Annotated in this window: 20 protein-coding genes; 4 read left to right on the top strand and 16 right to left on the bottom strand. The window is 71.8% G+C overall.

All coding sequences use genetic code 11. The features are described 5' to 3' along the window. Positions 1-482: 482 nt before the first annotated feature. Positions 483-2441, bottom strand: coding sequence for a hypothetical protein (locus FJ309_06265; GenBank protein MBM3954205.1), 1959 nt, complete (start codon positions 2439-2441; stop codon positions 483-485). Positions 2442-2715: 274 nt separating this feature from the next. Here FJ309_06265 and FJ309_06260 point away from each other — a divergent pair, with 274 nt between their 5' ends. Further along, the gene (locus tag FJ309_06260) at positions 2716-5049 is read left to right on the top strand and encodes a hypothetical protein (protein ID MBM3954204.1); all 2334 of its coding nucleotides are present in this window, start codon (positions 2716-2718) and stop codon (positions 5047-5049) included. 12 nt (positions 5050-5061) lie between these two features. On the opposite strand, the gene FJ309_06255 is transcribed toward FJ309_06260, so the two are convergent. The 7 genes from FJ309_06255 to FJ309_06225 all read right to left on the bottom strand — a co-directional run bounded on the left by FJ309_06255 (position 5062) and on the right by FJ309_06225 (position 15025). Next, a complete protein-coding gene (locus FJ309_06255; protein MBM3954203.1) occupies positions 5062-5910 on the bottom strand; it encodes a hypothetical protein in 849 nt (282 codons plus the stop codon). Between the two features lie 32 nt (positions 5911-5942). Continuing rightward, entirely contained in the window at positions 5943-8177 is a 2235-nt protein-coding gene (locus tag FJ309_06250; GenBank protein MBM3954202.1) for a hemolysin D, read from the bottom strand. A 16-nt stretch (positions 8178-8193) separates the two neighbouring features. Beyond that, the gene (locus FJ309_06245; GenBank protein ID MBM3954201.1) at positions 8194-9234 is read right to left on the bottom strand and encodes an HlyD family efflux transporter periplasmic adaptor subunit; all 1041 of its coding nucleotides are present in this window, start codon (positions 9232-9234) and stop codon (positions 8194-8196) included. A gap of 99 nt (positions 9235-9333) precedes the next feature. Further along, a complete protein-coding gene (locus FJ309_06240) occupies positions 9334-11427 on the bottom strand; it encodes an HlyD family efflux transporter periplasmic adaptor subunit (GenBank protein ID MBM3954200.1) in 2094 nt (697 codons plus the stop codon). A 268-nt stretch (positions 11428-11695) separates the two neighbouring features. Next, positions 11696-12034 (bottom strand): DUF3467 domain-containing protein, encoded by a 339-nt coding sequence (locus FJ309_06235; protein ID MBM3954199.1) that lies wholly within the window; start codon positions 12032-12034, stop codon positions 11696-11698. A gap of 171 nt (positions 12035-12205) precedes the next feature. Next, the gene (locus tag FJ309_06230; GenBank protein MBM3954198.1) at positions 12206-13057 is read right to left on the bottom strand and encodes a hypothetical protein; all 852 of its coding nucleotides are present in this window, start codon (positions 13055-13057) and stop codon (positions 12206-12208) included. A 558-nt stretch (positions 13058-13615) separates the two neighbouring features. After that, complete coding sequence (locus tag FJ309_06225; protein ID MBM3954197.1) at positions 13616-15025, bottom strand: tetratricopeptide repeat protein; 1410 nt, start codon at positions 15023-15025, stop codon at positions 13616-13618. Positions 15026-15252: 227 nt separating this feature from the next. Here FJ309_06225 and FJ309_06220 point away from each other — a divergent pair, with 227 nt between their 5' ends. Beyond that, positions 15253-16926 carry a hypothetical protein gene (locus FJ309_06220; GenBank protein ID MBM3954196.1) on the top strand — a complete coding sequence of 558 codons (1674 nt, stop codon included), beginning with the start codon at positions 15253-15255 and terminating at the stop codon, positions 16924-16926. Between the two features lie 15 nt (positions 16927-16941). Here FJ309_06220 and FJ309_06215 read toward each other — a convergent pair whose 3' ends face one another. Beyond that, complete coding sequence (locus tag FJ309_06215; GenBank protein ID MBM3954195.1) at positions 16942-17937, bottom strand: tetratricopeptide repeat protein; 996 nt, start codon at positions 17935-17937, stop codon at positions 16942-16944. On the opposite strand from FJ309_06215, the gene FJ309_06210 reads away from it, so the two are divergent. Next, entirely contained in the window at positions 17916-18557 is a 642-nt protein-coding gene (locus FJ309_06210; protein ID MBM3954194.1) for a thioredoxin family protein, read from the top strand. The genes FJ309_06215 and FJ309_06210 overlap by 22 nt on opposite strands. A 75-nt stretch (positions 18558-18632) precedes the next feature. Further along, positions 18633-19808, top strand: coding sequence for a sulfotransferase (locus tag FJ309_06205; GenBank protein MBM3954193.1), 1176 nt, complete (start codon positions 18633-18635; stop codon positions 19806-19808). Here FJ309_06205 and FJ309_06200 read toward each other — a convergent pair. From FJ309_06200 to FJ309_06170, 7 genes are read right to left on the bottom strand one after another with little or no spacing between them, the layout of a single operon-like run. Beyond that, complete coding sequence (locus tag FJ309_06200) at positions 19787-20524, bottom strand: hypothetical protein (protein ID MBM3954192.1); 738 nt, start codon at positions 20522-20524, stop codon at positions 19787-19789. The genes FJ309_06205 and FJ309_06200 overlap by 22 nt on opposite strands. 21 nt (positions 20525-20545) lie before the next feature. Continuing rightward, positions 20546-21331 (bottom strand): flagellar biosynthetic protein FliR, encoded by a 786-nt coding sequence (locus tag FJ309_06195; protein ID MBM3954191.1) that lies wholly within the window; start codon positions 21329-21331, stop codon positions 20546-20548. Between the two features lie 24 nt (positions 21332-21355). Then, complete coding sequence (locus FJ309_06190; protein ID MBM3954190.1) at positions 21356-21607, bottom strand: flagellar biosynthetic protein FliQ; 252 nt, start codon at positions 21605-21607, stop codon at positions 21356-21358. A 10-nt stretch (positions 21608-21617) separates the two neighbouring features. Next, a complete protein-coding gene (locus tag FJ309_06185) occupies positions 21618-22466 on the bottom strand; it encodes a flagellar biosynthetic protein FliP (protein ID MBM3954189.1) in 849 nt (282 codons plus the stop codon). Continuing rightward, positions 22463-23020: a flagellar biosynthetic protein FliO gene (locus FJ309_06180; GenBank protein MBM3954188.1), complete on the bottom strand. Its 558-nt coding sequence runs from the start codon at positions 23018-23020 to the stop codon at positions 22463-22465. The genes FJ309_06185 and FJ309_06180 overlap by 4 nt, the downstream gene beginning before the upstream one ends. Beyond that, positions 23020-24423: a hypothetical protein gene (locus FJ309_06175; GenBank protein MBM3954187.1), complete on the bottom strand. Its 1404-nt coding sequence runs from the start codon at positions 24421-24423 to the stop codon at positions 23020-23022. The genes FJ309_06180 and FJ309_06175 overlap by 1 nt, the downstream gene beginning before the upstream one ends. Positions 24424-24468: 45 nt before the next feature. Beyond that, positions 24469-24942 (bottom strand): hypothetical protein, encoded by a 474-nt coding sequence (locus tag FJ309_06170; GenBank protein MBM3954186.1) that lies wholly within the window; start codon positions 24940-24942, stop codon positions 24469-24471. Positions 24943-24944: the final 2 nt, after the last annotated feature.

The following is a 24944-nucleotide window of genomic DNA, read 5'->3' as shown; positions in this document are numbered from 1 at the left end:
GGAGATGGATCGGTTCGCGACCGACGTGAAGACGGGTGTCGGCCGGGTGTCGGCGATCAGTGGTCAATTCGTCGAAGTGATCGACAAGGTCCACGGGCTCTCGACACGCTTCGAATACGTCAATCAGGGAATGCATGCCCAGGCCACCGGGGCGCAGCAGATCACCGAGGCCCTGCTGACGCTCAGTGACGGCACGCGCTCGACGACCGAGACGCTGCGCGACTTCGAGGAAGCGGCCCGGCACATGGTGCACGCGGTCGAGGGGCTCACCAACGCCGTCAGCCGGTTCCGTGTCGAAGGGGAGGGCGGCGATGATCGCCCGGCGTCGTTCGCGACTCCCCCGCGCGGGATCACGATGGCGGCTGCCCCGCTGGCCGGTGTCAGGCTCGACGAGACCGGCTCCTGAGTCTTGCCGGCACGCCACGCACCCCGGCCACTGTCCGCGGCGAAGCGGTCGGCGGGCTCGCAGGCCACGGGCCGGCTCAGCCGGGCAGCCCGACCCCGACATGGACCGCGACTCCACCGGCGATCGCAGGAGCCTCCGGGTCCACCGCTGTCGCACCCCGCGACCGACGGGCGGCACCAGGCTCGTCGGCCCCCAGCGCGGCGAAGGCCGACGCCGGGAGGGCGGCGGCGGCTGGCGCCGGGGCCCCTGCCGGAGCCGTCGCCAACACGCGGACCCGGTCACTTCCCCGGGCGGCGCTGCCGGGCACGACCCAGATCGGCTGGTCAAGACCCACGGCAGCGGCCAGCAGCGGCAGCGACGCGGCCTTCGTGGGCCGAGCCGTGATGATCGTGCCGAGCAGCCGCTGCGAGGTGTTGGGGACGATCGAACGCACCTGGTTGGACGTGATCCGCGGATTGGCGCCGACCATCAACGCCACGACGCCGGCGACGTGGGGCGAAGCCATCGACGTCCCGCTGAGGAAGCCGTAACCACCCGGGAGGGTCGAGTAGACATCGACTCCGGGCGCCATCACTTGGTGCTGCCGCGAGGACGGGCTGGCGTAGTTGGAGAACGAAGCGATCATCCCCTGGTAGTCCACCGCGCCGACCGACAGGCCGTACATCGTCGAATACGCGGCCGGGTAGAGCGGCGACGCGGCGATTTCGGGATAGCCGGAGAAGCTCGCCGACTCCTGGGAATTGCCCGCCGCGGCGACGGCGATGACGTTGCGCGAGGCGGCGTAGGCAAGGGCATCCTGGATCGCGGCCACGGGCCGTGAGCCGAACGACAGGGTGGGCCCGATCTCCGGCAGCGTGCGGATGCTCATGTTGATCACGCGGGCGCCGTTGTCGACGGCGTAGCGGATCGCCTGGGCGACGGAATTGTGGTAGTCGTCGAACGTGGGAAACGACGGATTCCGAACCTTCAGCGGCATGATCTTGGCGTCAGGGGCGACGCCCGTGACACCGATACCGTTGCGGAGGGCGGCGATCGTGCCGGCCACGTGGGTTCCGTGACCGTTGTCATCCTGCGGGTCGTTGCTGCCGCGGCCGCCGTTGCCGTTGAAATTCCATCCCCGGATATCGTCGACGTAGCCGTTACGGTCGTTGTCGATGCCGTCGCCGGGCACCTCGCGGGCATTCACCCAGATATTGCTCGCCAGATCGGGATGCGTGTAATCGACACCGCTGTCGATCACTGCGACGGTCACGCCGCGGCCGGTGTAGCCGCGGGCCCACGCTTCGGGAGCCTTGACGAGATCCTGTCCCCAGGCGTTGCCACCGAGATCGGGCGTCTGGACGAACGGCTCGATCCGGCCCGACGCCTGGGCGACGGCAGCGGCCGCATTGACCAAACCGAAACCGAACACGGGGTTGAATTGCTGCGCACGCGTGACGACCGTCGTCACGGCCTGGGCGGAGTTCAGCTTGACATTGACGGGCTGTGAAAGAACGAGGGCGAACGTCAGCGGCTTGCTTCCCGCAGGCAGGCCGGCGATCGTCGGCACGGCGACCTGCTTGAAACGCTCGCCGGGGGCGAACGTGATCCGTCCGCTCATCGCCCGGTAGTCGATTCCCGCCTTCGCACCGATGTCCGCCGTGCGGTAGGACACGCTCGCGCCGCCGGCACCGGCTGGCGCCGGCAGCGTGAGTTCGAAGGCGGCGGCCGAACCGCGGATCACCGTGGCGGCGACCCTCATGCTCAGTCCCGGAGGCGCCGCGGGGGGCGCCGCTGTCTGGGTGAAAGAGAAATCCGCCGAAGCGGCAAACGACGTCGTCGGCCGGGCGAAGACGGCGGCCTGGCTGCCGAAGTCATCGCCGGGGCCGGCATCCGCGACTGGATCGGCCCAGCCGGCCGAAACGTCCATCACGACACGCTGCTCGAGGGATTCCAATCCGGTCTGCCGCCGCGGGTGCCGACGCTGCCGATTCGCACGCATGGAATCCTCCCCCTCTCCCCGGATGATCAGCGCAAACGCCCCATTTTTCCGCATTGAGCGTACCGCGGGGGTCGAAACGACGCCAGCACCGGATACGCACGCCACGGCTCCCCGGTTCACTTCGGCCGGATCCGGCGCAGGAGAGGAACGACGCGGCTTCCGCGCGGAGAGGGCAGTCCGGGGGGAATCGACCGGTTCCGGGCTTTGTCCCGGAAATGCTCATGGTGCGCATGGCGGGGAGTCGATCACACCTGACGATCATGCCGGTTGCACCTTCACCGGGGACATTGCCGCCCGGACAACCGGCCACCGTCGGGAACAAGGCGCCATGAGCACCGCAGATTTCGGTCCGGCCAGCGCGGTCGACCTCGAGCGGCAGGAGAACCCCGGGGCTCGGGAGCGGCAGCGTCGCCGCCGGCGGCGGCGCGCCGTTGCGGCCCTCCTCCTCGCGCTCGTCGGCGGCGGCGGCGCCGAACGGGCCAGCGCCCAGACCGGCCAGGTGGCGATGGCCCCCGCCGGCGGTGTCGTCAACCGGGCGGCGGCGGGATTCGGCAACCTCAACGCCAACGGACCCGGCTGGTTCTACTACGGCCTCAATGCCGCCGACCGTGGTCTCGGCTACCAGGGCAGCTACATGACCCTCGGGGCGTTCATCCCGTATGCCGAGGATGACCTCGGCGGATTCTGGGCGGCCGATCTCCGCAGCCATCTGTCCAATTACGGCGGCTTCTTCTCCAACGTCGGCTTCGTCCGCAAACAGTTCTGGGGCGGGGCACTGGCGGGTGTCGGCGTCTACTGGGACTACGACGGCGACGAGAACATGTACGCCGACAGCATCATCACCGACTCCACCGGAACCTACGTCGCCAATGGCGGACAGTCCTACAACCAGGTCGGTGTGTCGGGCGAGTTCCTCACCGACTGGGGCAATCTGCGCAGCAACGGCTACATCCCCGTCGGCAGCACCGCGTCGGTGAGTGGCCCGTACGTCGGCAGCTCGCTGCTGTGCGACCTGGGGATCACCGCCGCCCTCGCCGGCGCCGACCTCGAGGTCGGCGCCTACGTCCCGGGATTGTCTGACTGGGCGGGCATGGTGAGCGTCGGCGGCTACACCTTCGGCAACGCCCGCTACAACGTGCCTGGGGGCCAGGACGTCGTCCCCTACTTCGGCGGCGTCTACACCCGGCTCGACATGACGTTCCTCGAAAACTGGGACTTCTCCCTCCAGGCCAACAACGACAGCTACTTCGACTGGACCGGCTTCGCCCGCCTCACCTACCGGATGGGCGGATCGCGGCGCCGCACGGTGGCCGACCAGATGGAGCAGCCGATGATGCGCAACGAGCACATCGTCCGCGCTTACCAGCCGGCCCGCCAGGCGATCAATCCGCTCACCGGCAGCCCGTGGCGCGTGATCCACGTCGACAATTCGGTCGCCGCCGGCGGCACGGGCACCGCCGAAGCACCGGTCTCGTCGCTCGCCGGTGCCCAGGCGGTGGCGACGCTCCCGTATGACATCGTCTTCGTCCACCAGGGCGTCAGCGCGGTCACCCCGTACACCGGCGGCTACACGTTCGCGGCTGCCAATCAATTCCTCGTCGGCCAGGGCACGGCGATGCGCGTGCCGACGACGACCTGCGGACTGGTGCCGCTGTGGGGTGATACACCCGAAGCGGAGTATCCGGTCCTCGCCAACGGTGCCGGCACGGCGATCACGCTCGCCGCCGGGTCGGTGGTCGACCACCTCGAGGTTACCGGCAGCGCGATCGGGATCTCCGATGGCGCCGGGCTGCCGGCCGGGAGCTACACGATCGTCAACGACGTCCGGCTCATCGGCAGCGGCCCCAACCAGCGCGGCATCCTCATCCAGGATCTCGCCGGCGGCAACGCCCAGTTCAACTTCTCCAACCTCTCCGTCACCAACATGACCAACGACGGTCTGGCAGTGATCACCAGTGCCGGCGGCGACCCGAAGGTCAACGTCACGAACTCGACGTTCGACGGGAACACCAACTCGGGAATCTCCATCAAGGACCTGTACAACGACGGCCGCGTCTACGTCACCAACTCCAGCATCAGCAACTCCTCGGCGGCCGGGATCACGGTCGAGGGCGGGCAGCTGGCGGTCTTCCAGACGACGTTCGAGACCAATGGCAACGCCGGTGTCAGCGCCACCGGCAATTCGGTGGTCCAGGTGGCCAACTCGGAGTTTATCGGCGAGACGATCGGGGTCAACGGCTTCGCCAACGGTGCCGAGACGCTCGACATCACGCTCACCGACAACCGCATCGGCACCGTCAGCGGTGGCGACGGCATCAGCCTCTCGGTCGCCGACCAGGTGGGGGCGATCGTGAACGCCAACCTCGTCGGCAACCGGCTCGTCGCCGGCAGCGACACGACGACCAGCGGCGGCGCGATCCGGCTCACGAACACCGGCGCCGCCTGGGGCGTGATCACGGCCGCCGATCCCGACATCGTCGTCTACGATCCGAGCTTCGGCGAGATCTACATCAAGGCCAGCGACAGCACGAACCTCAGTGCGATCAACAACAACGCACGGATCTTCGAGGTCCCCGGCCAGTTCACCTGGGACGACATCACCTATATCCCGCCGCAGCCGATCTACGATCCCGCGCTGTTCGTCCCGGTGCCCCCGCAGTGATGCCCAGGAGCGTCACGGCAGGACGCAGACCGCATCACCTCGACGAATCGGCCCTGGACCGGACAGCCCGCGGGTGTTGATGGCGAGGCGGTAGAGGTGCCCCCACGAGGCGGCATCGACGTCGCCGCGAAGGCTCACCCGCCGGCGCGATTCGAAGACGGCGCGGAACAAGGCGTCGTCGCGGCCGCTGGCGCTGTCGCGGGTCGGCACGGGGCAGCGACGGCAGACGCCCGTCGCCAGCCAGGTCTGGCCTCCGACGGCGAACCGCCGCGGTTCCGCCGGGGGCCGGTCGGCGAGCGTGCCGGACGCGTCGGCCGCCGCCGGGCAGGCCAGCGCGTCTTCCCAAAACGGCGCCGGGCCGACGACCTCGAGATTGACGCGGAACCGGCGCCGCACCTCGGTGTGGGGTAGGCGGAACCACCCCGCCACCGCGTCGAGCGTGGCTGCGGCGGCGACCGTCGCCCCGGGGGCGTCGCGATCGTCGGGAAATCCCCCCTCCACGCGCTCCTCGAGGAGCACCGGCATGGCGAGGACGGCGCTCAACCAGGCACAGGGCCCGGCCTCTCCGGGGACGAGCGGAAACTCCGCGGCGGTCGCCCGGCAACGCGGCGGCAGGTCGGCAGCCTCGTCGACTTCCAGCCGGACCCGGCGCGCGTCGAGATCGAACGCGGCCCGGACGCCATGGAGCCGGGGGGTGCGCTTGGCATTGACGACGCGCCCGTCAAGATCGACCAGCCGCCAGCGCCGATCCCCGGCGAGGCTGCCGCCGTCCTGCACCAGCGCCTCGTCGACGTTGATGCCGTCGAGGCTCTTCACCGGGTAGATCGTGATCCGTCCGAGGATTCCGTCCGGATCGGCCATGCGTCACCGCGCCCCGAACGGTGCTTCGTCGGTCACATCCGGAAGTTGAACGTCTGCCAGACCAGGCGCAACAGCCACTGCGCCACGGTGCGGCCACCGACGCGGATCCGTGCCGTGCCACGCATCCCGGGCGTCAGCAGGCCGTCGCCGTCGTCGAGGTGGACCATCGCCTCGTAGCTGGTGGAGATCGGCTGCTCGCGGCCGGCGGCGTCCGTCTGCGTCGGCACCTGGCCACCCGCCTTCACGCTGAGGCGCTCCGCACCCGCGGAGAGTTGCATGACCGCCACCTCCTCGACGGTGCCGCCGAGCGTGCGCCACGGAAAGGCATCGAGCTTCATCTCCACCGGCTGCCCGCGGGCGATGAACTCGATCTCCGACTGGTCGACGACGAGCGCCGCCTCGAGGATGCCGGCCTCGCCGACGTGGCACACCACCGTGCCCTCCGCCAGCATGGCACCGAGATTCGCCTCGTCGAGGACGTGCCCGCTCCAGGACGGCAGCCGGTCGGCATCCTGCGGCGGGGCCGCCACCACCGGCGCCGGCAGGACGACGCCGTCGCGCGGGGCGACGAGGATCAGATCGCGGCGGTCGCGCTGCTTCTCCTCGAGCTGCTCCTCGAGGCTGGCGAGCGTCTCCTCGGCAGTCCCGACCTCGAGGCCCGCGGCCGGATCCTCGAACCGCTCGCGGCGCAGGCTCTCGAGCCTGGTGCGTTGCTGGGCCGCACGCCCCTCGAGATCGGCGATCGCCAGGTCGAGATCGACGTTCGCCAGCCGCGCCACCTCCTGCCCACGGCTCACGCGGTCGCCGGGGCGGACGGCGACGCTCTCCAGCCGGCCCGCGACCGCGACATACACCGTCTCCTCGCCACGCGGCCGCAGTTCGACCGGGCACCAGACGCGGTGCGGCAAGGGCACCAGCCCCAACGCCGCGACGATCGCGGTGGCGGCGGCGGCGGTGGCAAGGAGATTGCGGGATTTCACTTCGTCGCGCCTCCCGGGCACGTTGAGGAATTTGATCATCCCATGCACCGGGCGGACCACCAAACCCCACAGCGCGCCGGCGGCGAGCACCTGCCCGATGATCTCGAGGCGGTACGGTTTGAAGACGTTCCACACGAACAGGAAGATCGACGCCGTCACCAGCCAGCCATACAGGCTGCTGGCCACGGCGTAGGCGGCGAACGCCCAACGGTTGCGCGTCGGGAGGAACGGATCCTCGGGCTGCTCGATCCCCAGGCACCACCGGCTGGCGAACCGGCCGAGGATCGACGTCGCCTTCTGGCGGAGGTTGGGGATCTCGAGGATGTCGGAAAGGATGTAGTAGCCGTCGTAGCGCATCAACGGGTTGGCGTTGAACAGGATCGTCGACACGCTGGAGACGAACATCACGTCGAGGCACAACTGGTTGAACGTGCCGGCGTGGGAATTCCACCACAGGTACGTGGCGATCGAGGCGATGATCAGCTCGACGTACATCCCGGCGGCGCCGATCGCCGCCCGCTTCCACTTGCTCGGCAGCATCCAGCTGTCGGAGACGTCGCAGTACAGGCAGGGCGTGAAGACCAGGAGCATCACCCCCATCTCGTGGCACTCACCGCCGTAGTGCTTGCACGACAGCCCGTGGCCGAACTCGTGGATCACCTTCGTCACCGCCAGCGCGGCCGCGAGGTAGATCCAGTTGCCCGAGGCGAAAAACTGGTTGAACGCCGGCAGCCGGCTGCGGAACTCGTCGAAGTTCACCAGCACCACGCCGACCGCCGAGGCGACCAGCACCAGCATCGCGGCGACCGCCGGCGGCTCGAACAGCCAGCCGAACAGCGGATCGAGGCGGGCGAGGAGGCGGTCGGGGTCGATGCCCCGGAACCGCATCGCCATGATGTTCGCCAGCCACGCCTTCCACTGCCCCCAGAGCCGCTGCCGGCGGCGCTCGAAGAGCTGCGGCCCCTGGCCGGAGCGGTCGCCGATCACGAGCCCGGACCGGTGGAGGGTGGCGATGAACCGCGACAGCTCGTCGAGCCCGATCCGCCGCGGCGGGAACCGCTCCTCGAAGCGCGCCTGGAGCGTCTCGAGGCTGACCCGGCCGTCGAGCATGTCGAGCAGCGCGTACTCCTCGGGGCGGAAACGGTAATAGGCCAGCGAGATCGGATCCTTCACCACCCACCAGGCCTGCCCCTGGTGGATCTGACGGTTGGCGACCAGATCACCACGGCGCCGCAGGCCGATGGCGCGGGTCGTGCTCGATCGGAAGGCGGCGGCGGCGGTCGACATCGGACGCCTCCGGTCGTCAGCGCGCCGCGGGCGCGGCGTCGTCGACCGGGGCGACGACCTCGCGGCGCACCGGCGGCAGCGGCGGCTGGTTGGAATGGATCGTCATCCGCGCCGTCTGACCGGGGCGCATCAGCCACGTACCGGCATCGGGCGCGAGCCGATTGGTGACTTCGGCCCACACCCGGTACTCCCCCCCCGACTCGACGATCGGGCTGGTGAACACGATCCGCCCGGGGAACGTTTCGACGCGCTGATCGGCGAGCGTGATTTCCACCGTCACGGGCCGGTCGCGGACCGCCGCGGGATCGTGCCGCGCCGAATTGACGTAGCCCTCGACACGGAGCGTGTCGGCGCGGACGACCCTGGCGAGGGGATCACCTGGCTGCATCCACTCGCCACGGTGCGGAAACACCTCGACGACGACGCCGTCGAGCGGCGCGGTGATCAACCGACGGGCGATGGCGTCACCGGCGGCCTCGACCTCGACCTGCTTGGCGGTCGCGGTCAGGCCGGCGATCCGCTGCTCGAGGCGGGCTTGCTCGATCGATAGCTCGCTCTTCTGCTGGTTGAGTCGGAGGCGATCGATGTCGATCTCCGTGATCGCCCCCGGCGACGTGCGGTTGGCGTTGATCGCCTTCTCCAATTCCGCTTCGGCAACGTCCTTGGCGGCGACCGCGTAGCGGATGTCGACGTCGTTCTCAGCCTTGGCCAGCGCCTGCTCGTACTCGGCGCGGGCCTTGCGGCGGTCGGATTGGGGCTGGCTGTCGTCGATCCGGGCGATCACCGCACCGCGGGCGACCGTGTCCCCCTCGCGGATCACCAGGTCGACGAGGACACCGGCCTCGCGGGCAGGCACCTTGGCCTCCTCGACGAGCGAGACCAGGCAGTTGGAGAGGATCGGTTCGTTCGCCGGCGACTCCGTCTCGACCGACCGAGGACGCGGCGCCGGCGGATCCGCGGCGTTCGCCGCCCCTGGCAACGCGGGTGCGAGCGCCAACGCGACCACCGCCAGTGGAGCGATCCGTGCGGCCGATCGGCGGACGGGAGGTCGGGCCATGGGGGAGCTCACTCCGGCGTCGGGGGCTGCTCGCCGGGACGACGGCGGCACGGGGATGACACGCACGCGAACCACTGATTCACCGGGGCACAGACGGGGTCAGAAAAGCCGAAACAAGACTTGCGACTGGATGAACGCGAGGACGTCGTGGAACCAGACGTACCCCAGCGAGCGCCGGCCGCAGGCGATCCGCGCCGTCACCGTCGCCCCGGCACCGAGCTCCTCGCGGTCGTGGTCCGCCGGGTCGATCGTCACGCGCACCAGGGCGACGTTGCCGCTCTCTCCACGGACCTCCGCCTGCTCGTGGATCTCCTTGACGGTGCCCCGGTGCCGGGTGCCGGGGTCGGTGGCGATGATGTAGTCGACCTCCAACTCGCGCCCGGCCTGCTTCACCGCGGCCGCGGCGGCGTTGACATGGCCGAGCCGGTCGTCGGGGAGGTGGAGCTCGAGCTCCCACGGCCCCTGCTTGTCGGCGACGGTGAGCAGCACCTGCCCCTTCTCGACGGGGCGCAGAAGCAGCCGGTCGGCGACCTGCCACGTCACGACCTGGCCGTCGATCGGGCTGGCGACGTCGAGCTCCCGCTTTTTGCCTTCGTAGAGCTTTCGCTGGGCGTCGAGGCTCTCGATCTCGCGCTGGAGCTGCGCGGCGCGCCCGGCCATCCGCGTCCGCTCGTCGGCCGAGATCCGCCTGTCCTCGAGCAGTGCCCGGCGCGTCGAGACCAGCTGCTCCTCGCTCGACGCCTTCCGCCCGAGGACGTCGGTGAGGGCGACTTCGAGATCGGTGTTGCGCAGCGTGACGAGGAGCTGCCCCTGGCGGACCTCGGCGCCGTGGACGATCCCCGGCGCGATCTCCTTGACCACGCCGTCGACCCCGGCGAAGACGTCGCGCTTGCGGACCGGCTCGAGCGTGCCCTTCCCCTCGAGCCGCAGTTCGGCCGGGATGAACACCAACGCGGCCACCGCCGCCAGGGCGGCGAGGCCGGCGAGCACCGTCCGCGGCAGGTTGCGGGCGGTGGTCAGCACGCGCGACCGGCCGAGGAGATCGACGACCGGAAACAGCGGCAGCCCGGTGTGGTCCAGCGCGTTGGCCAGCGCGATGCTGCCATGCTCGGCGCACACCTCGACCCGCGCCTTGCGTCCGCCGTCGAACGTGCTCGAAGTGAACCACTCGGCGACGAGGACGCCGATCGGCTCGGCGCCGACGTCGGCCGGGGGCACGGTCTCGGCCTTGGCGACGGCAACGGCGTCGACTCCGCCGGGCTTGACGACCGGGGTCTTGCGCGGCCGGACCAGCGGGATGATCGCCAGGCTCGTGGCGTGCGATTCATCGATCGACTGCTCGAGCGCCTCCTCGATCTGTGGCGGCAGCTCACGCGCCGGATCGGGATGCCAGAGCGCTTCCCGCGCCCGGGCGACGACCCGCGCCAGGGCCTCGATCGCCTGGACCGCGGTCGCGCGACGCTCGACCGATTCCTGGCCGCTGACCGCCTCGAGCCGGAGGCGGCGGCCACGCCGCACCAACACGCTGACCCGATCGCAGCCGATGATCCGCCTCGCCTCGTTGGCGAGGATGAAGGCGGTGGCGACCGGATCGAGCGACTCGTGAACCTGCCGGCTGAACCGGTCGACCTGCACCAGCGCCGCCTGCTGGCTGTCGAGGGCCTTGACCTGGCGGCGGACGAGATAGCCGCTGGCCACGCCCGCCACCTGATCGACGAACACCAGGTAGCCCTGCTCGACCTCCGGCTGGTTGTGGTGGTGGAAGACCTCGACCAGCCCCGCGCGCGCACCGCTCTTGTCGAGCGGGGCCGCGATCACCAGCAGGTCGGTCGGGTTGTCGGCGATCGCCTTGCCGTCGGGGCCCGCGAGGCTGGCCCGGGCCGGAACGAGCATCCCGTGCGGTGCGGTCAGCAGCGACTGGACGAGCCGGCCGTGCGACTCCTGGGCCTCGTTCGACTGGGCCAAGCCGGTGGCGGGAATCCCCGCGTGGCAGATCGGTTCGCAGCGCCCTTCGTCGCCGACGAGCCACACCAGCCCGCCGACGGCCCCCATCGCCTCGACCACCCGGTCGAGGACACCCCGGAAGAAATCGGCCTCGGCGATGTCGGTCCGCCCGAGCTGGTCGATTTCGCCGATGATCGCCCGGATCTGCTGCCGCGACTCCTCGACGACGTGTCGGTCTACGGTACTCATGCGATCCACCACCCTCCGCAAGGACCGCCGGCCGGATTCCACCCGCCCGGGGTGGAAGCTACCCCCTGCTACGGGCGGCGCCGGAGGACGACGAACGGTTCCCAGGATATCCCAATGGTACGGCGGTCACTGCGAAATGTGCGGCCCCGGCGCAGGCCGTCGGCCGGCGCGGTACCGCGAGGCCCGCGCCGCCGACGGCCTGCCGGAAGCCGTGACACCGCTCACAGGCCCCCGACGATCGAGGGGCCCACGCCGACCGGTTCGCGCGTCAGGCCTTCGTCACCTGCTGGTGGACGACCCGCTTCTGGACGTCGGTCTCGAGCATGCCGAACGCCTGCTCGTACCGTTGGACAGCCATGCCGAGCGCGTAGGCCAGACGCTTGGCGGTGAAGAAGTTGACGATGATTCTCTGCGTCAGCTGGATCGTCTCGGGCGACGTGCCGGCAACCTGCTTGTTGAGGCCGAAGTCGACGATCAGTTCCTCCGGCGTCCCGGTGACGCGGCAGAAGTTGGCATAGGTGGCGACGATGTGCGACTCGTCGACGGGCACCTGCATCGGCTCACCGACAGGACGGGCCTGGGGGACGACGCGCGGCTCTTCGGACATACTCGCTCCACAACGTTGGAAAAGGAGGTCACGACCGGTGACCGGCCGACCCGGGACGATTCCCGGTCGCCGCTCCCCCACGCGACCGCCGGCAGAGTTTACCGCCCCCCGACCCGGCGGGCGAACGACCCGGCGGAGAATGGCCGTCGGCCGCGCCTCCGCCGACGGGGATCACCACCGGCCGCGGGGCGGGAGCCCATGGCGTGAAAGCCAGCCGGCGCTGACGAAGCGGCGCACAATCGCCATGAACAGGCGCCGTGAGTCGCCATCGTCGGACGTTTCCCCGCCGTCGGCCATCTCCCAGCCCTGCCAGCCGAGGCGCCGCGACCACCCCCGCTCGCGGCCGACCGCATCGACGCGCTCCGCCACCCGCAGCGCCCAAGCCGCGCCGAACGTCTCGCGAAATGCCGACCAGGCAGCATCGACCGGTTTCAGGCCACGGCGGGCAGGCCAGACCGCCGCGGCCATCGCCGCCACCCCGATCACGAGGGCCGCGGCCGTGTCGCGCTGCCCGCTCGCGCCGCGGTCATCGAAACCGACCAGACACGGCAGCGCCAGGAGGAGTTGACCGCCCGCGATCGCCGTCGCGGCCATGCCGCGCCGCGTGGCGGCATGGTTGAGCCAACCGACGAGGATCATCCCGGCCACGAGCACCCTGAGCACGACGGAGACGTCGGGCACGGTCCCCGGGCGGACGAGCGCGGCGGTCGCCGCCGGCAACGCGATGACGATCGCGGCGGTCGCGACGATCGCCTGCCAGACCCCGTGCTGCGGCCGCTTCGCACCGAGCAGGGAGAGCGCCGGGCAGACGCCGAGGGCGACCAGGGCGAGCCGTCGGCAGGCCGCTGCTCCGGGATCGGCCCCGGGCGCGTTGAAACGCTCGATCGCCAGCGCCACTCCCGCGGCCACCGCCCACCAACACGCCGGCACGGCGGTCGAGCCCCGGGCCCGCCACGCCCCGACGAGCGCCGCACCCAAAACCAGCAGGCCTGCCGCCACTCCGAGCAACGCCGTCGTTTCCATGCCGCAAGACTACCCGCCTCCGTCGGCATGCCCTGTGGTAGCGGTCGTGCCGGTGGTGCGAGACGGCGACGCTCCGCGGCAGCCGGAGGCAGCGAGCATCCGAACATCTTCGGGAGGGGTTTCGGCGGAGGCCCCCGTTCAGGACCGTCGTGGAAACCGAGTGATGCCCGTGAAGCCCCGCGAAACCGCCGCGCTGGCGGTCGCAGTCGTCGTCGCCGCCCTCGGCCACCAGGCTGCGGCGATCGAGATGTTCACCTATTTCGGCGACGGGAGCCGGATCGGTCTGCCGAGCCTCGAAGTTCCGATCGAGGCCTATCCGGGAATCCCCCTCCGCAGCGACCGGATCAGGGCGCGGAGGGGCTTGCGCACGCCACTGTCACGGTCCCAGCCCACACGTCCGCCGACGCCCCCAGCACGCGGCGGTACCACCGGCGCGGCATCCCGGCCGTCACCGGCTCCTCCGTCGCCGAGGGGAGGCGTCCCCAGCCCCGTCGCCGATCCGGAACCTCTGCTCACGCCGGCGAGCCCTGACCGCGCCCGCCAAGACCATCGGCCGGGTCACTTCGGCGCCGCCTGGATCTTGTCGAGGAGGTCGACCGCCTCGGCACGGGTCGCGAAAAACGGCTCGCTGGCGAGCATCTGCTCGAGGATCTGCCGGGCCTTGTCCTTGTCTCCCTTGTCGGCCAGGACGCGGGCCAGGTAGTAGCCGCCGTCGGTCGGCATCTGGTTGCTCTGCATCACCTGGGCGAAGATCCGCTCCGCCTCCTCGCGACGGCCGACACGGTAGTAGACCCAGGCCAGGGTCGTCAGCGCCGCGGGACCGATCGCGGCGTTGTCGCGGGTCATCTTCACGTTGCCCTCGGCGAGTTCGACGGCGCGCTGCCGGGCGTCGCGGTCCTCCGACTCGACGAGCACCAGCGACAGCGAATTCGCGGCGGCGAAATTCCCCGGTGATTGTGTGTGGGCGTCGTTGAAATACTCCTCGGCGCCGCGGTAATCACGAGCGATCCGGGCCACGGTGCCACGCACCAGCTTGGCGCCGAGGTTCTTCTCGTCGAGCGCCAGCGCCGCATCGGCGTTGGTCTTCGCCGCTTCGAGGTCGTTCTGGCCGAGGAACCATTCCGCCGCCCCGAGGAGGACGGTGATGTCCTTGGGGGCGGCCTTGACCGCCGCCTCGATCTGCTTGCGGGCGACGTCGCGCTTCTTGGCGTCGCTGTAGAGGCGGGCCATCCACAGCTCGGGCTGCAGCGACTTCGGGTCGAGCTTCTTCGACTCCCGGAACTGTTCCAGGGCCTTGTCGGTCTCGCCGAGCTGGAAGAGGACGATCCCGAGCCGCTGCCGGGCGCTGGCATTGTCTGGATCGAGGGCCATCCAGGCATCGATGTGCTTGCGGGCCGTCTCCCACTGGCGTCGGGCCTCCGCCACCGCGGCGAGCCCGGCATTGCTGCGGATCTCGAAGTCGCGCTTCCGCTTGGGATTCTCCATGAACGCCTTGGTCAGCTCGGTGGCCTTGTTGAACAGCAGGCTCGACTCGGTGATCCGCCGGTCCTGGAAGGCCAGGTCACCGAGCATCAGGTAGGGCTCGGGATCGGCGGGAAACTTGTTCGTCGTGTCCTCGAGCTCGCCGCGCGCTTCGGCGAGCCGATTCACGTTCATCCACAGCATCGCCATCATCACCCCCGACGGCGGCAGCTTGGGATTGTTCGACCTGACGCGCTCGAGGATCGCCTTGCAGCCATCGATGTCGCTGGCCATGAACCGACCGATGGCGTTGTTGACCTCGTCGGAGCTGTCGTCGTCGGAGACCGCCTTGCCGATGAGCATCTGCGCGGTCGGCTGCTGCTGGGCCGGGGCGACGCCTCCGCACACCAGGGCCGCGACGACCGCGAGGGCCGGGGCGCACCGGGGACGGAAGTCGATCCCGCGGACAGCCGCGGCGGACGGGAACTGGATTGGGCGGCGGAGCATTCGCAGGATCTCCTACGGGCGGAACGGTGGTTGGATCCGTCACGATACACGCTGCCGGCACCGGCTCAAGCCTCCGCCTGCCGTCCACGAGCCACGGGTCGGAGGCGTCGCCGGGGAGCCGTTTTGTGATACCCTCGCCCGGTCCGGCACGCGCGGGAAACCGGCCAAGGGTGTGACCGCCAAGAGGTCCGGGGGAGCGTCCCGCGGTTGGCAGACGGGAGCACGGCATGCTGCTCGGTGCGGTGTTCGAACGCGAGGTGACCGTCGCGCCACGGGCGCGCGGCCTGTTCGTCGCCCGGGCGGTGTACTGCGGAGCGCTGTTGGCGATCATCGCCACCTGCTGGCTGGTCGTCACCGGAACCCAGTCGGTGTCGACTGCCGGCGACACGGCCCGATTCGGGGCGACCCTGCTGCGGATCCTCGGGCCGCTCCAGCTCGCCCTGGCGATCCTCGCCGCCGCGCTCGCCGCCGCGGTCGCGGTGAGCACCGAGAAGGACCGGCGGACGCTCGAGTTGCTCCTCGTCAGCCGACTCACCGACCGCGAGTTGGTGCTCGGCAAGCTCGCCGGGAGCCTGGTGCGCGTCGTGCTGCTGCTGCTGGCCGCGGTGCCGATGTTCGCGATCACCGCGCTGTTCGGCGGGGTCACGCTGCCGCAACTCGTCCGGCTGTTCGTGGTCACGCTGGCAGCGGCGCTGACTGCCGCGAGCATCGCCACGACCGTCGCCTTCTGGAAGGACACCACCTTCCAGACGCTGTCGATCACGCTGTTCCTGCTCGCGACGTGGGCCGCGCTGGGAGAGACCCTCGCCGCGACGCGCGGGCCTGACGCCGGTGCGGCGGTGTCACCCGCCCGGGCGGTGTTCGCCGCCTTGGCGCCCGACGGGGGCCGGACCCTGGCGCCGTTCCTCGGGATCTGTGCCGCGATCGTGATCGGGGCCAATGCCGTGGCCGTGGCCTGCCTGCGCCGCTGGAACGTCGCCCGCGAGCAACGGCTCCCGGCGACCGCCGAACGCGAGGCGGCAGCCTTCCGCCCCGCGCGGCGGGTGTGGCGGAACCCGATCCTGTGGCGTGAGACCTGCACGCGCGCCTACGGGCGGATGCTGATCCTCGTGCGCTTGGCCTGGCTGGCACTGTTCGCGGTCGCCGTGGCGGGCATCCTGCGCGAGGCCGGCGCGCCGCGCCCCGACCGCCTCGCGGTCACGATCGCCGTCATCCCGATGGCGTTGACCAGCCTCGTCGCCGTGGCGGCCCTGGCGGTCACCAGCATCACCACCGAACGCGATCGCGGGGCGCTCGACTTGCTGCTGGTCAGCGACCTGGAGCCGAAGGAATTCGTCTGGGGAAAGCTGATCGGGGTGCTCGTCGTCGCCCGGGAGATGGTGCTCCTGCCGCTGGCGACCTGCGTCGTCATGGCGGTCACGGGGATCACCACCGCCGAACACGCCCTGTACCTCGCCGCCGGGATGGCCGCGCTGGTGTTTTTCGTCGCCGTCCTCGGCTTCCACGTCGGGCTGTCCTATCCGTCGTCGCGGCAGGCGATCGCGGTCGCGCTGGGGACGGTCGCCTTCCTGTTCATCGGCGTCGCGACGGCGATGCGGATCATGGTCGCCTTCGACACGAGCTTCGAACTCCAACTCGCGCCGTTCCTCGCCGTGATCGTCGGCGGTGCGGTCGGCCTGTACGCGGCGCTGTCGGCGCGCAATCCGTCGGCGGCGATCGCCTGGGCGTCGGCACTGCTCCCGGCGTTGACCTTCGTGGCGATCACCGGATTTCTGCAGGGCAACAGCCTCCAGGTGCTGCTGGTGGTCCTCGTCGCCTACGGGTTCGCGACGACGGCATTGCTCGTGCCGGCGATCGGGGCCTTCGATCTCCTCACCGGGCGGAAGTCGGCCGGCGATTGACGCGCGGCGTGGGTTTCAACGCCGGGTCGTGGCCGGGTCGGGTGACGCCGCGACCGCCGACGAGGGGGGCGTGAGGAGGGCGGCGAGCCGGGCCGCCGCCTGCGGTGATCCCTCCGTTCCCGCCGCGTCGAGGGCGCGGCGGTAACTCGCGACCGCGTCGGCGGTGCGCCCCAACGACTCTTGGGCCGCCCCTTCCAAGACGAGGACTTCGGGGGGCACGCGGTCGGCACCGTAGGTCTCGCCGAGGATCGCGAGGGTCGAGAGGACGCGGCGCGGCTGGCCGAGCCGGCGGTAGACCTCGGCGGTGTCGAGGAGCAACGGCCGGTCGTCGGGCGCGAGCGCCAACCCTCGGTGGAACGCGGCCAGCGCCTCGCGATCGTTGCCGCGTGCCAGTGCCACCTGGCCGCGCACGCGCCACGCCGCCGCCATCTGCGGGGCGGTGCGAGCCGCCTCGCGCGCGAGCCGGTCGGCATCCTCCAGCAGCCCCATTTCGGTGTACATCCGCGCCCCGACGACGCACAAATCGGCGTCACCCGGGCTCTGCCCCAGCGCCGTGGTGATCTGCTGGACCGCCGCGAGGCGTTCGCCACGTTCCCACAGGACCTCGGCGTAGTGCCGGCGGGCCTCGACGTCGGCCGGGCAGCTCTTGACGGCGCGGTCGAGCAGGGCCTCGGCCTCGTCGTACTGCTGCCGATCGGCGGCGGCGAGGCCTTCGTTGGCCAAACGCCGCGAGTTCGCCACGGCCGCCGGCGCCGGGCCGACACGGGGGATGAAGCGGCACCCGACCATCGGCCCGATGAGGGCGGAGGTCACCAGAGGCACGACGAACGGCGGGAGGGGCTTCACGGGGGCGGGAGGATAGCGGCCGGCCGTTGCGGGGGCAATCGCTCCGGCACCGGCGCAGACTGCGCAGGTCACCACGGCCGGTCTGGCCATGCGTCGATGACGCCCTTGCCCCTGGCGGACGCGCCGCGTACCAACCGTCCGCCATGCCCGGCTGGTCCTCGACATCGCCCGACGCACACCCGCCCGACCGCCGCGCCGCGGTCCGGGGACGGGCCCGGCGCGTCGCGCCGGGCGCCGGCCCCTTGCTCGCGACGGCGCTGACGATGTTTCTCGGCGGCTGCGACCTGCGCGACGAAGTCGGCCGGCCCCCGCGAACCCCGACGACCCCGACGGGCGTCGGTCGTCTCCTCGACAGGCCTCCCGGCCCCAGTCTGCCCCGGGCCGGCACCACGGGCACGGCACGGACGACGGTGGCGCTCGTCGAGGGCTACGACGCGGCGGCGCGCCGGGCCCGCGACGACGGGCTCCGGCTGGTGCTCGTCTTCAAGGCGACCTGGTGCCGCCACTCGGCGCTGCTGGTCTCCCGGACCCTCTCCGACCCACGGATCGTGGCCCGCGCCCCGGGGGCGGTGTGGGCGGTGATCGATGCCGACCGCGAGCCGGATGTCTGCCGTCGCTTCGGGGTCACCGCGTTTCCGACGGTCATCACCGTCGACGAAGCGGGGGTCGAAACGCGCCGCCTCGTCGGCAAGCCGTCGGCCGTGGAGCTGACGGGGCTGCTCGAGTTGCCGCCGGCGCACCGGGAAGAGCGGATCGCCAGCGAGGCGGACGACCGTTCGCACTGAGCGCCCCGTGACGGTGAGGCTGCTGATACGATCGGGAGCCGCGGTCCGGGACCGCGCACAGGGCGAGGAGCTTCCATGACCGGCGCGCAGGGGACCGACGGCCCGGACCGGCTCCGTCCGGCTCCGCCCGCGGAACGGCCGTTCCACCCCTATCCGGTGTGGACGCCGCGGTTCTGGCACGGGATGCCGGTGTCGGTGTGGGCTGGGCTGTTCGCCGAGCACCGTTGCCGTGTCTCACCGAGCCGGATCCCGTTGTTCCTCAGCATCAGCACCGCGACGGCGTTCAACTCCGCCGCCGCCGCGCTGACGACGCTCGTCCACGGGGCACGGCTGCGGCGCCCCCCGCCGACACCGCCTCCGGTGTTCATCATCGGACATTGGCGGAGCGGAACGACGCTGCTCCACGAGCTGCTGATGCTCGACCGCCGCTTCTGCTGCCCGAACACCTACCAGTGCTTCGCCCCGGCCCACTTCCTCCTCACCGAGCGCTGGATGGCGCCGGTGGTGGCCTGGCTGTCGCCGTCGAAACGGCCGATGGACGACGTCGCCGCCGGTCCCGACCGCCCGCAGGAGGACGAATTCGCCCTCGCCAACCTCGGGGCGCCATCGCCGTACCGGCGGATGGCGTTCCCGGTGACCAGCCCGCCGACCCCGGTCGCGCTCGACGTCGACACGCTCACGCCGCAGCAGCGCGTCCGCTGGGAGGAGGCGATGCGCGCGTTCCTCGCGGCGCTCGCCGTCCGTGACCCCCGCCGCGCCGTTCTCAAGAGCCCGCCCCACACCGCGCGGACGGCGCTCCTCGCGCGGATGTTCCCCGGAGCCCGGTTCATCCACGTGGTCCGTGACCCGTTCGTCGTCTTCCCGTCGACGGTCCGCCTGTGGCGTTCGCTGCACCACACCCAGGGGCTGCAGGTCGATCCGGGGACCGCGCTGGAGGACTACGTGTTCAACGCCTTCGAGACGATGTACCGGGCCTTCGAGCGCGACCGCGGCGCCCTGCCGCCAGGGAGCCTCCACGAACTGCGCTACGAGGATCTCGTGGCCGACCCGGTGGGCCGCCTCGCCGAAGCCTACGAATGCCTCGGGCTTGGCGATTTCGCCGCCGTGCGGCCGGCGCTGGAGGCGGAGGCGGACACGATGCGTTCCTACCGGACGAACACCTACCGCCACGATCCCCGGATCGTCGCCGCGGTCGCGCGCCGGTGGGGCGACTTCATCGCCCGCTACGGCTACCGTCCGCCGGAGGCATGAGAGGCGCCGCCGCCACGGAGGTGGAACCGGACGCGCTTGCCCGCCTCGAGGGTCCGCTGCTCGGCGGCGAGCTCGTCGGGGGTCATCCACAGGCGGGCTTCGGCGCGGCGCCGCGCGAATACGAACCCCACGACCGCGGCCAGCGCCGCCGCGACCGTCACGGCCACCGCCGCCTGCCAGGCGGCCTCGAGGCCACCGGCCGCGGAGGCCCCGTCGCCGGCAAGGCCGACCAGCAGCGTCCGGAGTGACCACACCGCCGCGCCCGCCAGCGCGACGAGCACGACCGTCGTCGTCAGCACCTGGCGGAGCGTGTCGGTGGAGGCGATCTGCGCGAGCCGCGCCCACGGCGCGAGCCGACCGACCTGGAACGAGACCCGCGCCGGCTCCCACACGAGGCCGTCCCAGGCGATCTGGACCGCGATCCCGGCGGCCGACGCGGCCAGCGCCAGGAGAATCGTCGGCCGGGCGAGCACGACCACCGCGGCGGCGTACGGCAGCAGCGGCTCGCCGCGGAGCGCGGCGGGCAGGATGTCACGGAACAGATCGGCTCCGGCGGCGAGCGTCCCCTCCAGCCAGCGCGGCAGAAGCAGGACCGTGACCAGGCACGACGCGCCCCAGGCCGGCGCGGCGGCGCCGGGAATCATCCCGGCCCGGCGCGCGGCTTCACGGCGCCGCGGTGTCGGGGGCAGGCTCCGGTCGGCGCTCGTGGCTTCCATGGCGACTGCCGCCGCTCCGGATCAGGTGGTGGCGCGCTCGAGGAACCTGGCGGCCGCGGCCGCCGCCTGGCCGCTCCAGGCGGGTGCGGCGGCGAGGAGCGTGGCGATCAGGGCGGCACCGACGACCCCGGCGACGAGCCCCGGTCCGGGGGCGAGGCGCACGGCGCGGAGGCAGATCGCGGTGCTGAAGTGGAATGCCACCACGGCGACCAGGGCCGGGGCCGCCAGGCCGAGCGTCAATTCGACGAGCAATCCCGGCAGGCGCTCGAGCAGTGCGACCGCCCCGGCTCCCGGGCCGGTGCCGAGGCCGTTGGCCACCACGCCGACCGGAAACGTGTGCGGGCTGTCGAGCAGCGCGGCCACCATGCCGCGGACGCCGCCGGTCGCGAAGAACGCAGCGGCGCCGACCCACCACGCCAGCCGGGCGAGGCCGGGAGCCTGTGGATCGCCGGCGGGAAGGTCGTCGTCCCACGACAGGCCAGTGGTCCCTGCCAACAGGCTGCCGGCGGAGCCGCCGATTCCCAGGGCCGCGCCGGCGATCAACCCCAGCACCGCGCCGCAGGCCGCCTCACCGGCCAGTAGCAGCAGCAGCGGCGCCGCGCCATCCCCGGTCGCCGTGGCGAGCTTCGCCAGCGCCGGGGATGCCGCCAGCACCAGCGCCAGTACCAGGCACGTGACGACCTGGACCGGCACGCCAGGGCATGCGGTCCGCGCCGTGACGGCCGTGGCGACGGCGATCCGCAGCGCCGCCCCCGCGGCGGGGCCGACGACGACGAGCAGCGCGGCATCGGGCACGGGGACGGGCATGGTCGGCACGCCGCCTGGGGGTGATCAGTGGGGGGACCGCGCGGCGTGGAGGACCAGATCGACGAGGCGCTCGACCATCCAGGGGAGGGTGATCATCAGCACCGCGGCCATCGCCGCCAGGCGCGGGACGAGCGCCAGGAGCGGCTCGTGGATTCCGGTGGCGGTCTGCACGACCCCGACGCATAGCGCGACGAGGAGGCCGACCAGCAGCAGTGGCATGCCGACCAGCAGCACCGTCCACAGGCTGTCGCGAACGAGGTCGACGATCTCGGCCATCAGCCCTCCCTCAGCCCGCGTTCTGGAGCCCGTCGAGCAGCGTGCGCACGATCAGCGACCAGCCGTCGGCCATCACGAATACCATCAGCTTCAACGGCAATGCCACCGCCGGCGGTGGCAGCGTGATCAACCCGCTCGACACCACGAGCACCGCGACGAGCAGGTCGATCACCAGAAACGGAACGAGCAGGCGGAACCCGATCCGGAAGGCGACGTCGAGCTCGCTGACGAGGTACGCCGGCAGCAGGCTCTCCAGCGGCACGTCGTCGTACGTCCGTACCGCGGCGCCGTGCGACGGGTGGCGCTCGAGGAACAGGAGCATCGTGTCGCGGTTGCCCGCCTCCTCGATCTGGCCCGCCATCCACCGGCGCACCGGGAGGCTGCCCTGGTCGACCGCGGCCGCCAGCTCCAGCCGTCCCTCCTGGTAGGGCACCACGCCGTCGTCCCAGGCCTGCCGCCACACCGGCCAGACCACCAGCGCCGCGAGGAACAGCGCGAGGCTGGCGAGGATCTGGTTGGAGGGGAGTTGCGGGGTGCCGAGCCCCTGCCGGACCAGCGCCAGCACGATCGAGATCCGCACGAACGACGTCGTCATCAGCAGCACCGCCGGCGCGAGGCTCATCACCCCCAGCGCGACCGCGGCCGACACCGAGGCGTCGAGCGACCGGCCGCCGAGCAGCCGCGTCAGCAGTGTCAATGGCGCCGGATCGGCCGGCGCGGCGGCGGTGTCCATCGGTATGGCCCGGACCGCGGCCGGGTCGCTGCCAGCGCCGTCGCCGCGGACTGCGGCGATGGGCCAGAGAGCCAGCGCCACGGCGACCGCACAGCGCCATCCCGTCGCCCGGCGCCCGCGGGTCATGCCGCACCCCGTGCGCCGCTGCCCGACGGCGCGGGTGCCGGCGCCGCAAGGACCGCCGGAGGGGCTGGCGGAAGAGGCGCGCCCTCCACCGGGCGGGCGAGCGGCGCGGTGAGCGGCTCGTCCGTCTCGGCGAGCACCTGGCAACCCGCCGGCGAGACGCCGACCAGCAGCGTCCGGCGCCCGAAACGCACGACCCGGAGAGCATGCTGGCCGCCGAGGGGAAGTGTCCCGAGGAGGGAGACCGCAGCGGAGGGAAACGACGCGTGGCGTGGCACCGTGAGCCCGCGCAGCACGGCGACCGCCGCGGCCAACGCGGCCAGGAACGCCACCAGCTGCCAGCCCCATGGCGAAACCTCGGCCCGTGGGCGGGGCCGGTCGCGAAGCAGGGCGCCGGCATCGCTCTCCAGCTCGATCGGTGCCGGGGCGAGGCGCCCGGGCGCGGGCAGGGGATCGCCGGCCGGCGCTGGCCCCTCGTCGCCCGCCGCGATTGACGCCAGCGCGAGGAGGGCGATCGCGAACGGCACGCATCCCAGGCAGCGTCGGCGGGGTCGCATCAGGCCGCCTCCCGCCACCGCGCCGGTGGCTCCGGCGAGAGCTTCGCCGCCACGCCCTCGGGAAGCCCGGCGGGAGCGGGGTCGACGACGGGACGCCGGTTCCCGGCCCGCCACAGGACCGCCGCCAACGCCAGCGCGGCGAGTGAGAACACGGTCAGCGCGACCGTCGGGTTGGCAAGCGCGGCGGCCGATGCGTTCCCGGCGCGACCCCAGGGCCACGACACCGCGCTGTCCGACCGCGCCACGGCGGGCTCGTCGGCCGCCACTGGCCGGGATGTCGCCAGACCGGAGGTGAACGGGGTGACCGCGATCTTCGTCCGGGTCGCGTCGGCCACCTCGGGCAGCATCGCGGCCACGAGTTGCGTCAGCCGATCAATCTCCTCCCGTTCGGCCCGCTCCCGATCCTCCTCGGTCCACGTGGCTTCCCCGCGGCGCTGGCGACGGCCGCGGGTCGCGGTGACGACCGACTCGAGATACGTGTCCGGGACGGCGACGAGGACGTGGACGGAATCGCCGCTCCCGGCCTCGGCGGTGGCGGGCACCGTGGCACCGACGGCAGCCGGCGAGTTGATCCCGGCGGCGGCAGCCGCGGCAGCCGGAGCGGCGGCGGCGCCGAGCGTGACGTCGACGACGACCCCACGGATGAAGCCCAGCGCCTGGCGGACCTTGGCGGCGGTCGCACGCTCCAGCCCGAGCCGAGCAGCGCGGGCCGGATCGGCGACGCCCTCGCTCGGGTCAAGTGGCCCGGCGTAGACGCGGCCACTGCGCAGGTCGGTCACCGCGACCCGCTCGACGGACAACCCGGCGATCGCCGCCGCGACGAGGACGCGGATCGCCTGGACGCGTGCCGGGTCGAGGTCGGTGTCGGGCTGGGTGCGGATGCTGACGCTCGCGGTGCGTTCCACGCCGCCGGCGAGCCCCGCGCGAGGGGCGTCGTCGTAGAGGACCGCGGCACGCTCGATTCCCGGCATCGAGCAGAGCACGAGCGACAACTCGTCCTGGACCGCGACGCGGAGCGAATCGGCACGGAGCGCCGCGCTCGTCCACGGTCCGTTGGACGCCAACGCGCGGCGGAGGCTGGCGCCGAACTCGCGCGGCAGCGCCTCGGCATCGACCAGGGCCCGCATGTAGGCGCTGTGCCGGGCACGGGGCACATACACCCGTCCTCCTTCGCTGCGGTGGTCGGTGAGTTGGGCGCGGTCGAAGGCCGCTTCCATGATCGCCAGTTCGGACTGCGGGAGGACCGACCCGGGGAGGAGCTCGGTCTCCTCACGGGCGGGGCGGACGCGGAGCGTCCAGGCGGCCGCGGCGCAGGCGAGAACCACCAGGCCCAGGGCCATCGCCTGCACGGGGGCGACGCGCGGAGGGCGCACGGACGCGGTGAGCCGGGAATCCAGGTCCATGTCGACGTTTCACGAACGGAGGGAGAGGACAGCGGCGCCGGGCCGTCAGGCCGCGCGGCGCTCGGTGAGACGACGGGGGAGGCGGAGGGTCAGTGCGGTGCCCCCCTCGGGGCAGGCACGCACCTCGAGGGTGCCGCCGAGCCGCGCGGCGCGAGTGCTCTGGCGATCGAGCCAGGCGCGCTCGACCACGGACAGGACGGGGCCGGAGTCGGCGACCTCGACCTCGATCGCGTCGGCGAGCAGCACGCTGGTCACCACCACTTCGCGCCGCCCTGGTCCGGTGGCAGCGCCATTGGCACGCCGCGCCCGCGCGACGAGGTCGGCGAGGAGGTCGGACAGCACGGCGGGATCGGCGTGGAGCACGTGGTTGCGCGACACGTCGATCGACACGTCGGCAGGGACCGCACCGACCGCGGCAGCGACGACGGCGTGGACCGGGATCCAGGTCGCACCGGGGACCCGATCGGCACGCCAGGGAAGGATCGAGGGACGCTCGGGAACGCGGGGGGTATCGGTCATCG

The sequence above is a fragment of the Planctomycetota bacterium genome, from assembly GCA_016872555.1.
Taxonomy (GTDB): domain Bacteria; phylum Planctomycetota; class Planctomycetia; order Pirellulales; family UBA1268; genus F1-20-MAGs016.
Note: the sequence above shows the minus strand (reverse complement) of the source record. Positions and strands in the feature narration are given on the sequence as shown.

What these genes read in the sequence shown, in the direction of transcription:
- FJ309_06240 (MBM3954200.1), bottom strand. Translation starts at nt 11,427, where the DNA reads ATGAGTACCGTAGACCGACACGTCGTCGAGGAGTCGCGGCAGCAGATC.
- FJ309_06195 (MBM3954191.1), bottom strand. Translation starts at nt 21,331, where the DNA reads ATGCCCGTCCCCGTGCCCGATGCCGCGCTGCTCGTCGTCGTCGGCCCC.
- FJ309_06265 (MBM3954205.1), bottom strand. Translation starts at nt 2,441, where the DNA reads ATGCGGAAAAATGGGGCGTTTGCGCTGATCATCCGGGGAGAGGGGGAG.
- FJ309_06180 (MBM3954188.1), bottom strand. Translation starts at nt 23,020, where the DNA reads ATGCGACCCCGCCGACGCTGCCTGGGATGCGTGCCGTTCGCGATCGCC.
- FJ309_06260 (MBM3954204.1), top strand. Translation starts at nt 2,716, where the DNA reads ATGAGCACCGCAGATTTCGGTCCGGCCAGCGCGGTCGACCTCGAGCGG.
- FJ309_06250 (MBM3954202.1), bottom strand. Translation starts at nt 8,177, where the DNA reads ATGTCGACCGCCGCCGCCGCCTTCCGATCGAGCACGACCCGCGCCATC.
- FJ309_06255 (MBM3954203.1), bottom strand. Translation starts at nt 5,910, where the DNA reads ATGGCCGATCCGGACGGAATCCTCGGACGGATCACGATCTACCCGGTG.
- FJ309_06230 (MBM3954198.1), bottom strand. Translation starts at nt 13,057, where the DNA reads ATGGAAACGACGGCGTTGCTCGGAGTGGCGGCAGGCCTGCTGGTTTTG.
- FJ309_06210 (MBM3954194.1), top strand. Translation starts at nt 17,916, where the DNA reads ATGCCCGGCTGGTCCTCGACATCGCCCGACGCACACCCGCCCGACCGC.
- FJ309_06170 (MBM3954186.1), bottom strand. Translation starts at nt 24,942, where the DNA reads ATGACCGATACCCCCCGCGTTCCCGAGCGTCCCTCGATCCTTCCCTGG.
- FJ309_06205 (MBM3954193.1), top strand. Translation starts at nt 18,633, where the DNA reads ATGACCGGCGCGCAGGGGACCGACGGCCCGGACCGGCTCCGTCCGGCT.
- FJ309_06190 (MBM3954190.1), bottom strand. Translation starts at nt 21,607, where the DNA reads ATGGCCGAGATCGTCGACCTCGTTCGCGACAGCCTGTGGACGGTGCTG.
- FJ309_06185 (MBM3954189.1), bottom strand. Translation starts at nt 22,466, where the DNA reads ATGACCCGCGGGCGCCGGGCGACGGGATGGCGCTGTGCGGTCGCCGTG.
- FJ309_06200 (MBM3954192.1), bottom strand. Translation starts at nt 20,524, where the DNA reads ATGGAAGCCACGAGCGCCGACCGGAGCCTGCCCCCGACACCGCGGCGC.
- FJ309_06245 (MBM3954201.1), bottom strand. Translation starts at nt 9,234, where the DNA reads ATGGCCCGACCTCCCGTCCGCCGATCGGCCGCACGGATCGCTCCACTG.
- FJ309_06235 (MBM3954199.1), bottom strand. Translation starts at nt 12,034, where the DNA reads ATGTCCGAAGAGCCGCGCGTCGTCCCCCAGGCCCGTCCTGTCGGTGAG.
- FJ309_06175 (MBM3954187.1), bottom strand. Translation starts at nt 24,423, where the DNA reads ATGGACCTGGATTCCCGGCTCACCGCGTCCGTGCGCCCTCCGCGCGTC.
- FJ309_06220 (MBM3954196.1), top strand. Translation starts at nt 15,253, where the DNA reads ATGCTGCTCGGTGCGGTGTTCGAACGCGAGGTGACCGTCGCGCCACGG.
- FJ309_06215 (MBM3954195.1), bottom strand. Translation starts at nt 17,937, where the DNA reads ATGTCGAGGACCAGCCGGGCATGGCGGACGGTTGGTACGCGGCGCGTC.
- FJ309_06225 (MBM3954197.1), bottom strand. Translation starts at nt 15,025, where the DNA reads ATGCTCCGCCGCCCAATCCAGTTCCCGTCCGCCGCGGCTGTCCGCGGG.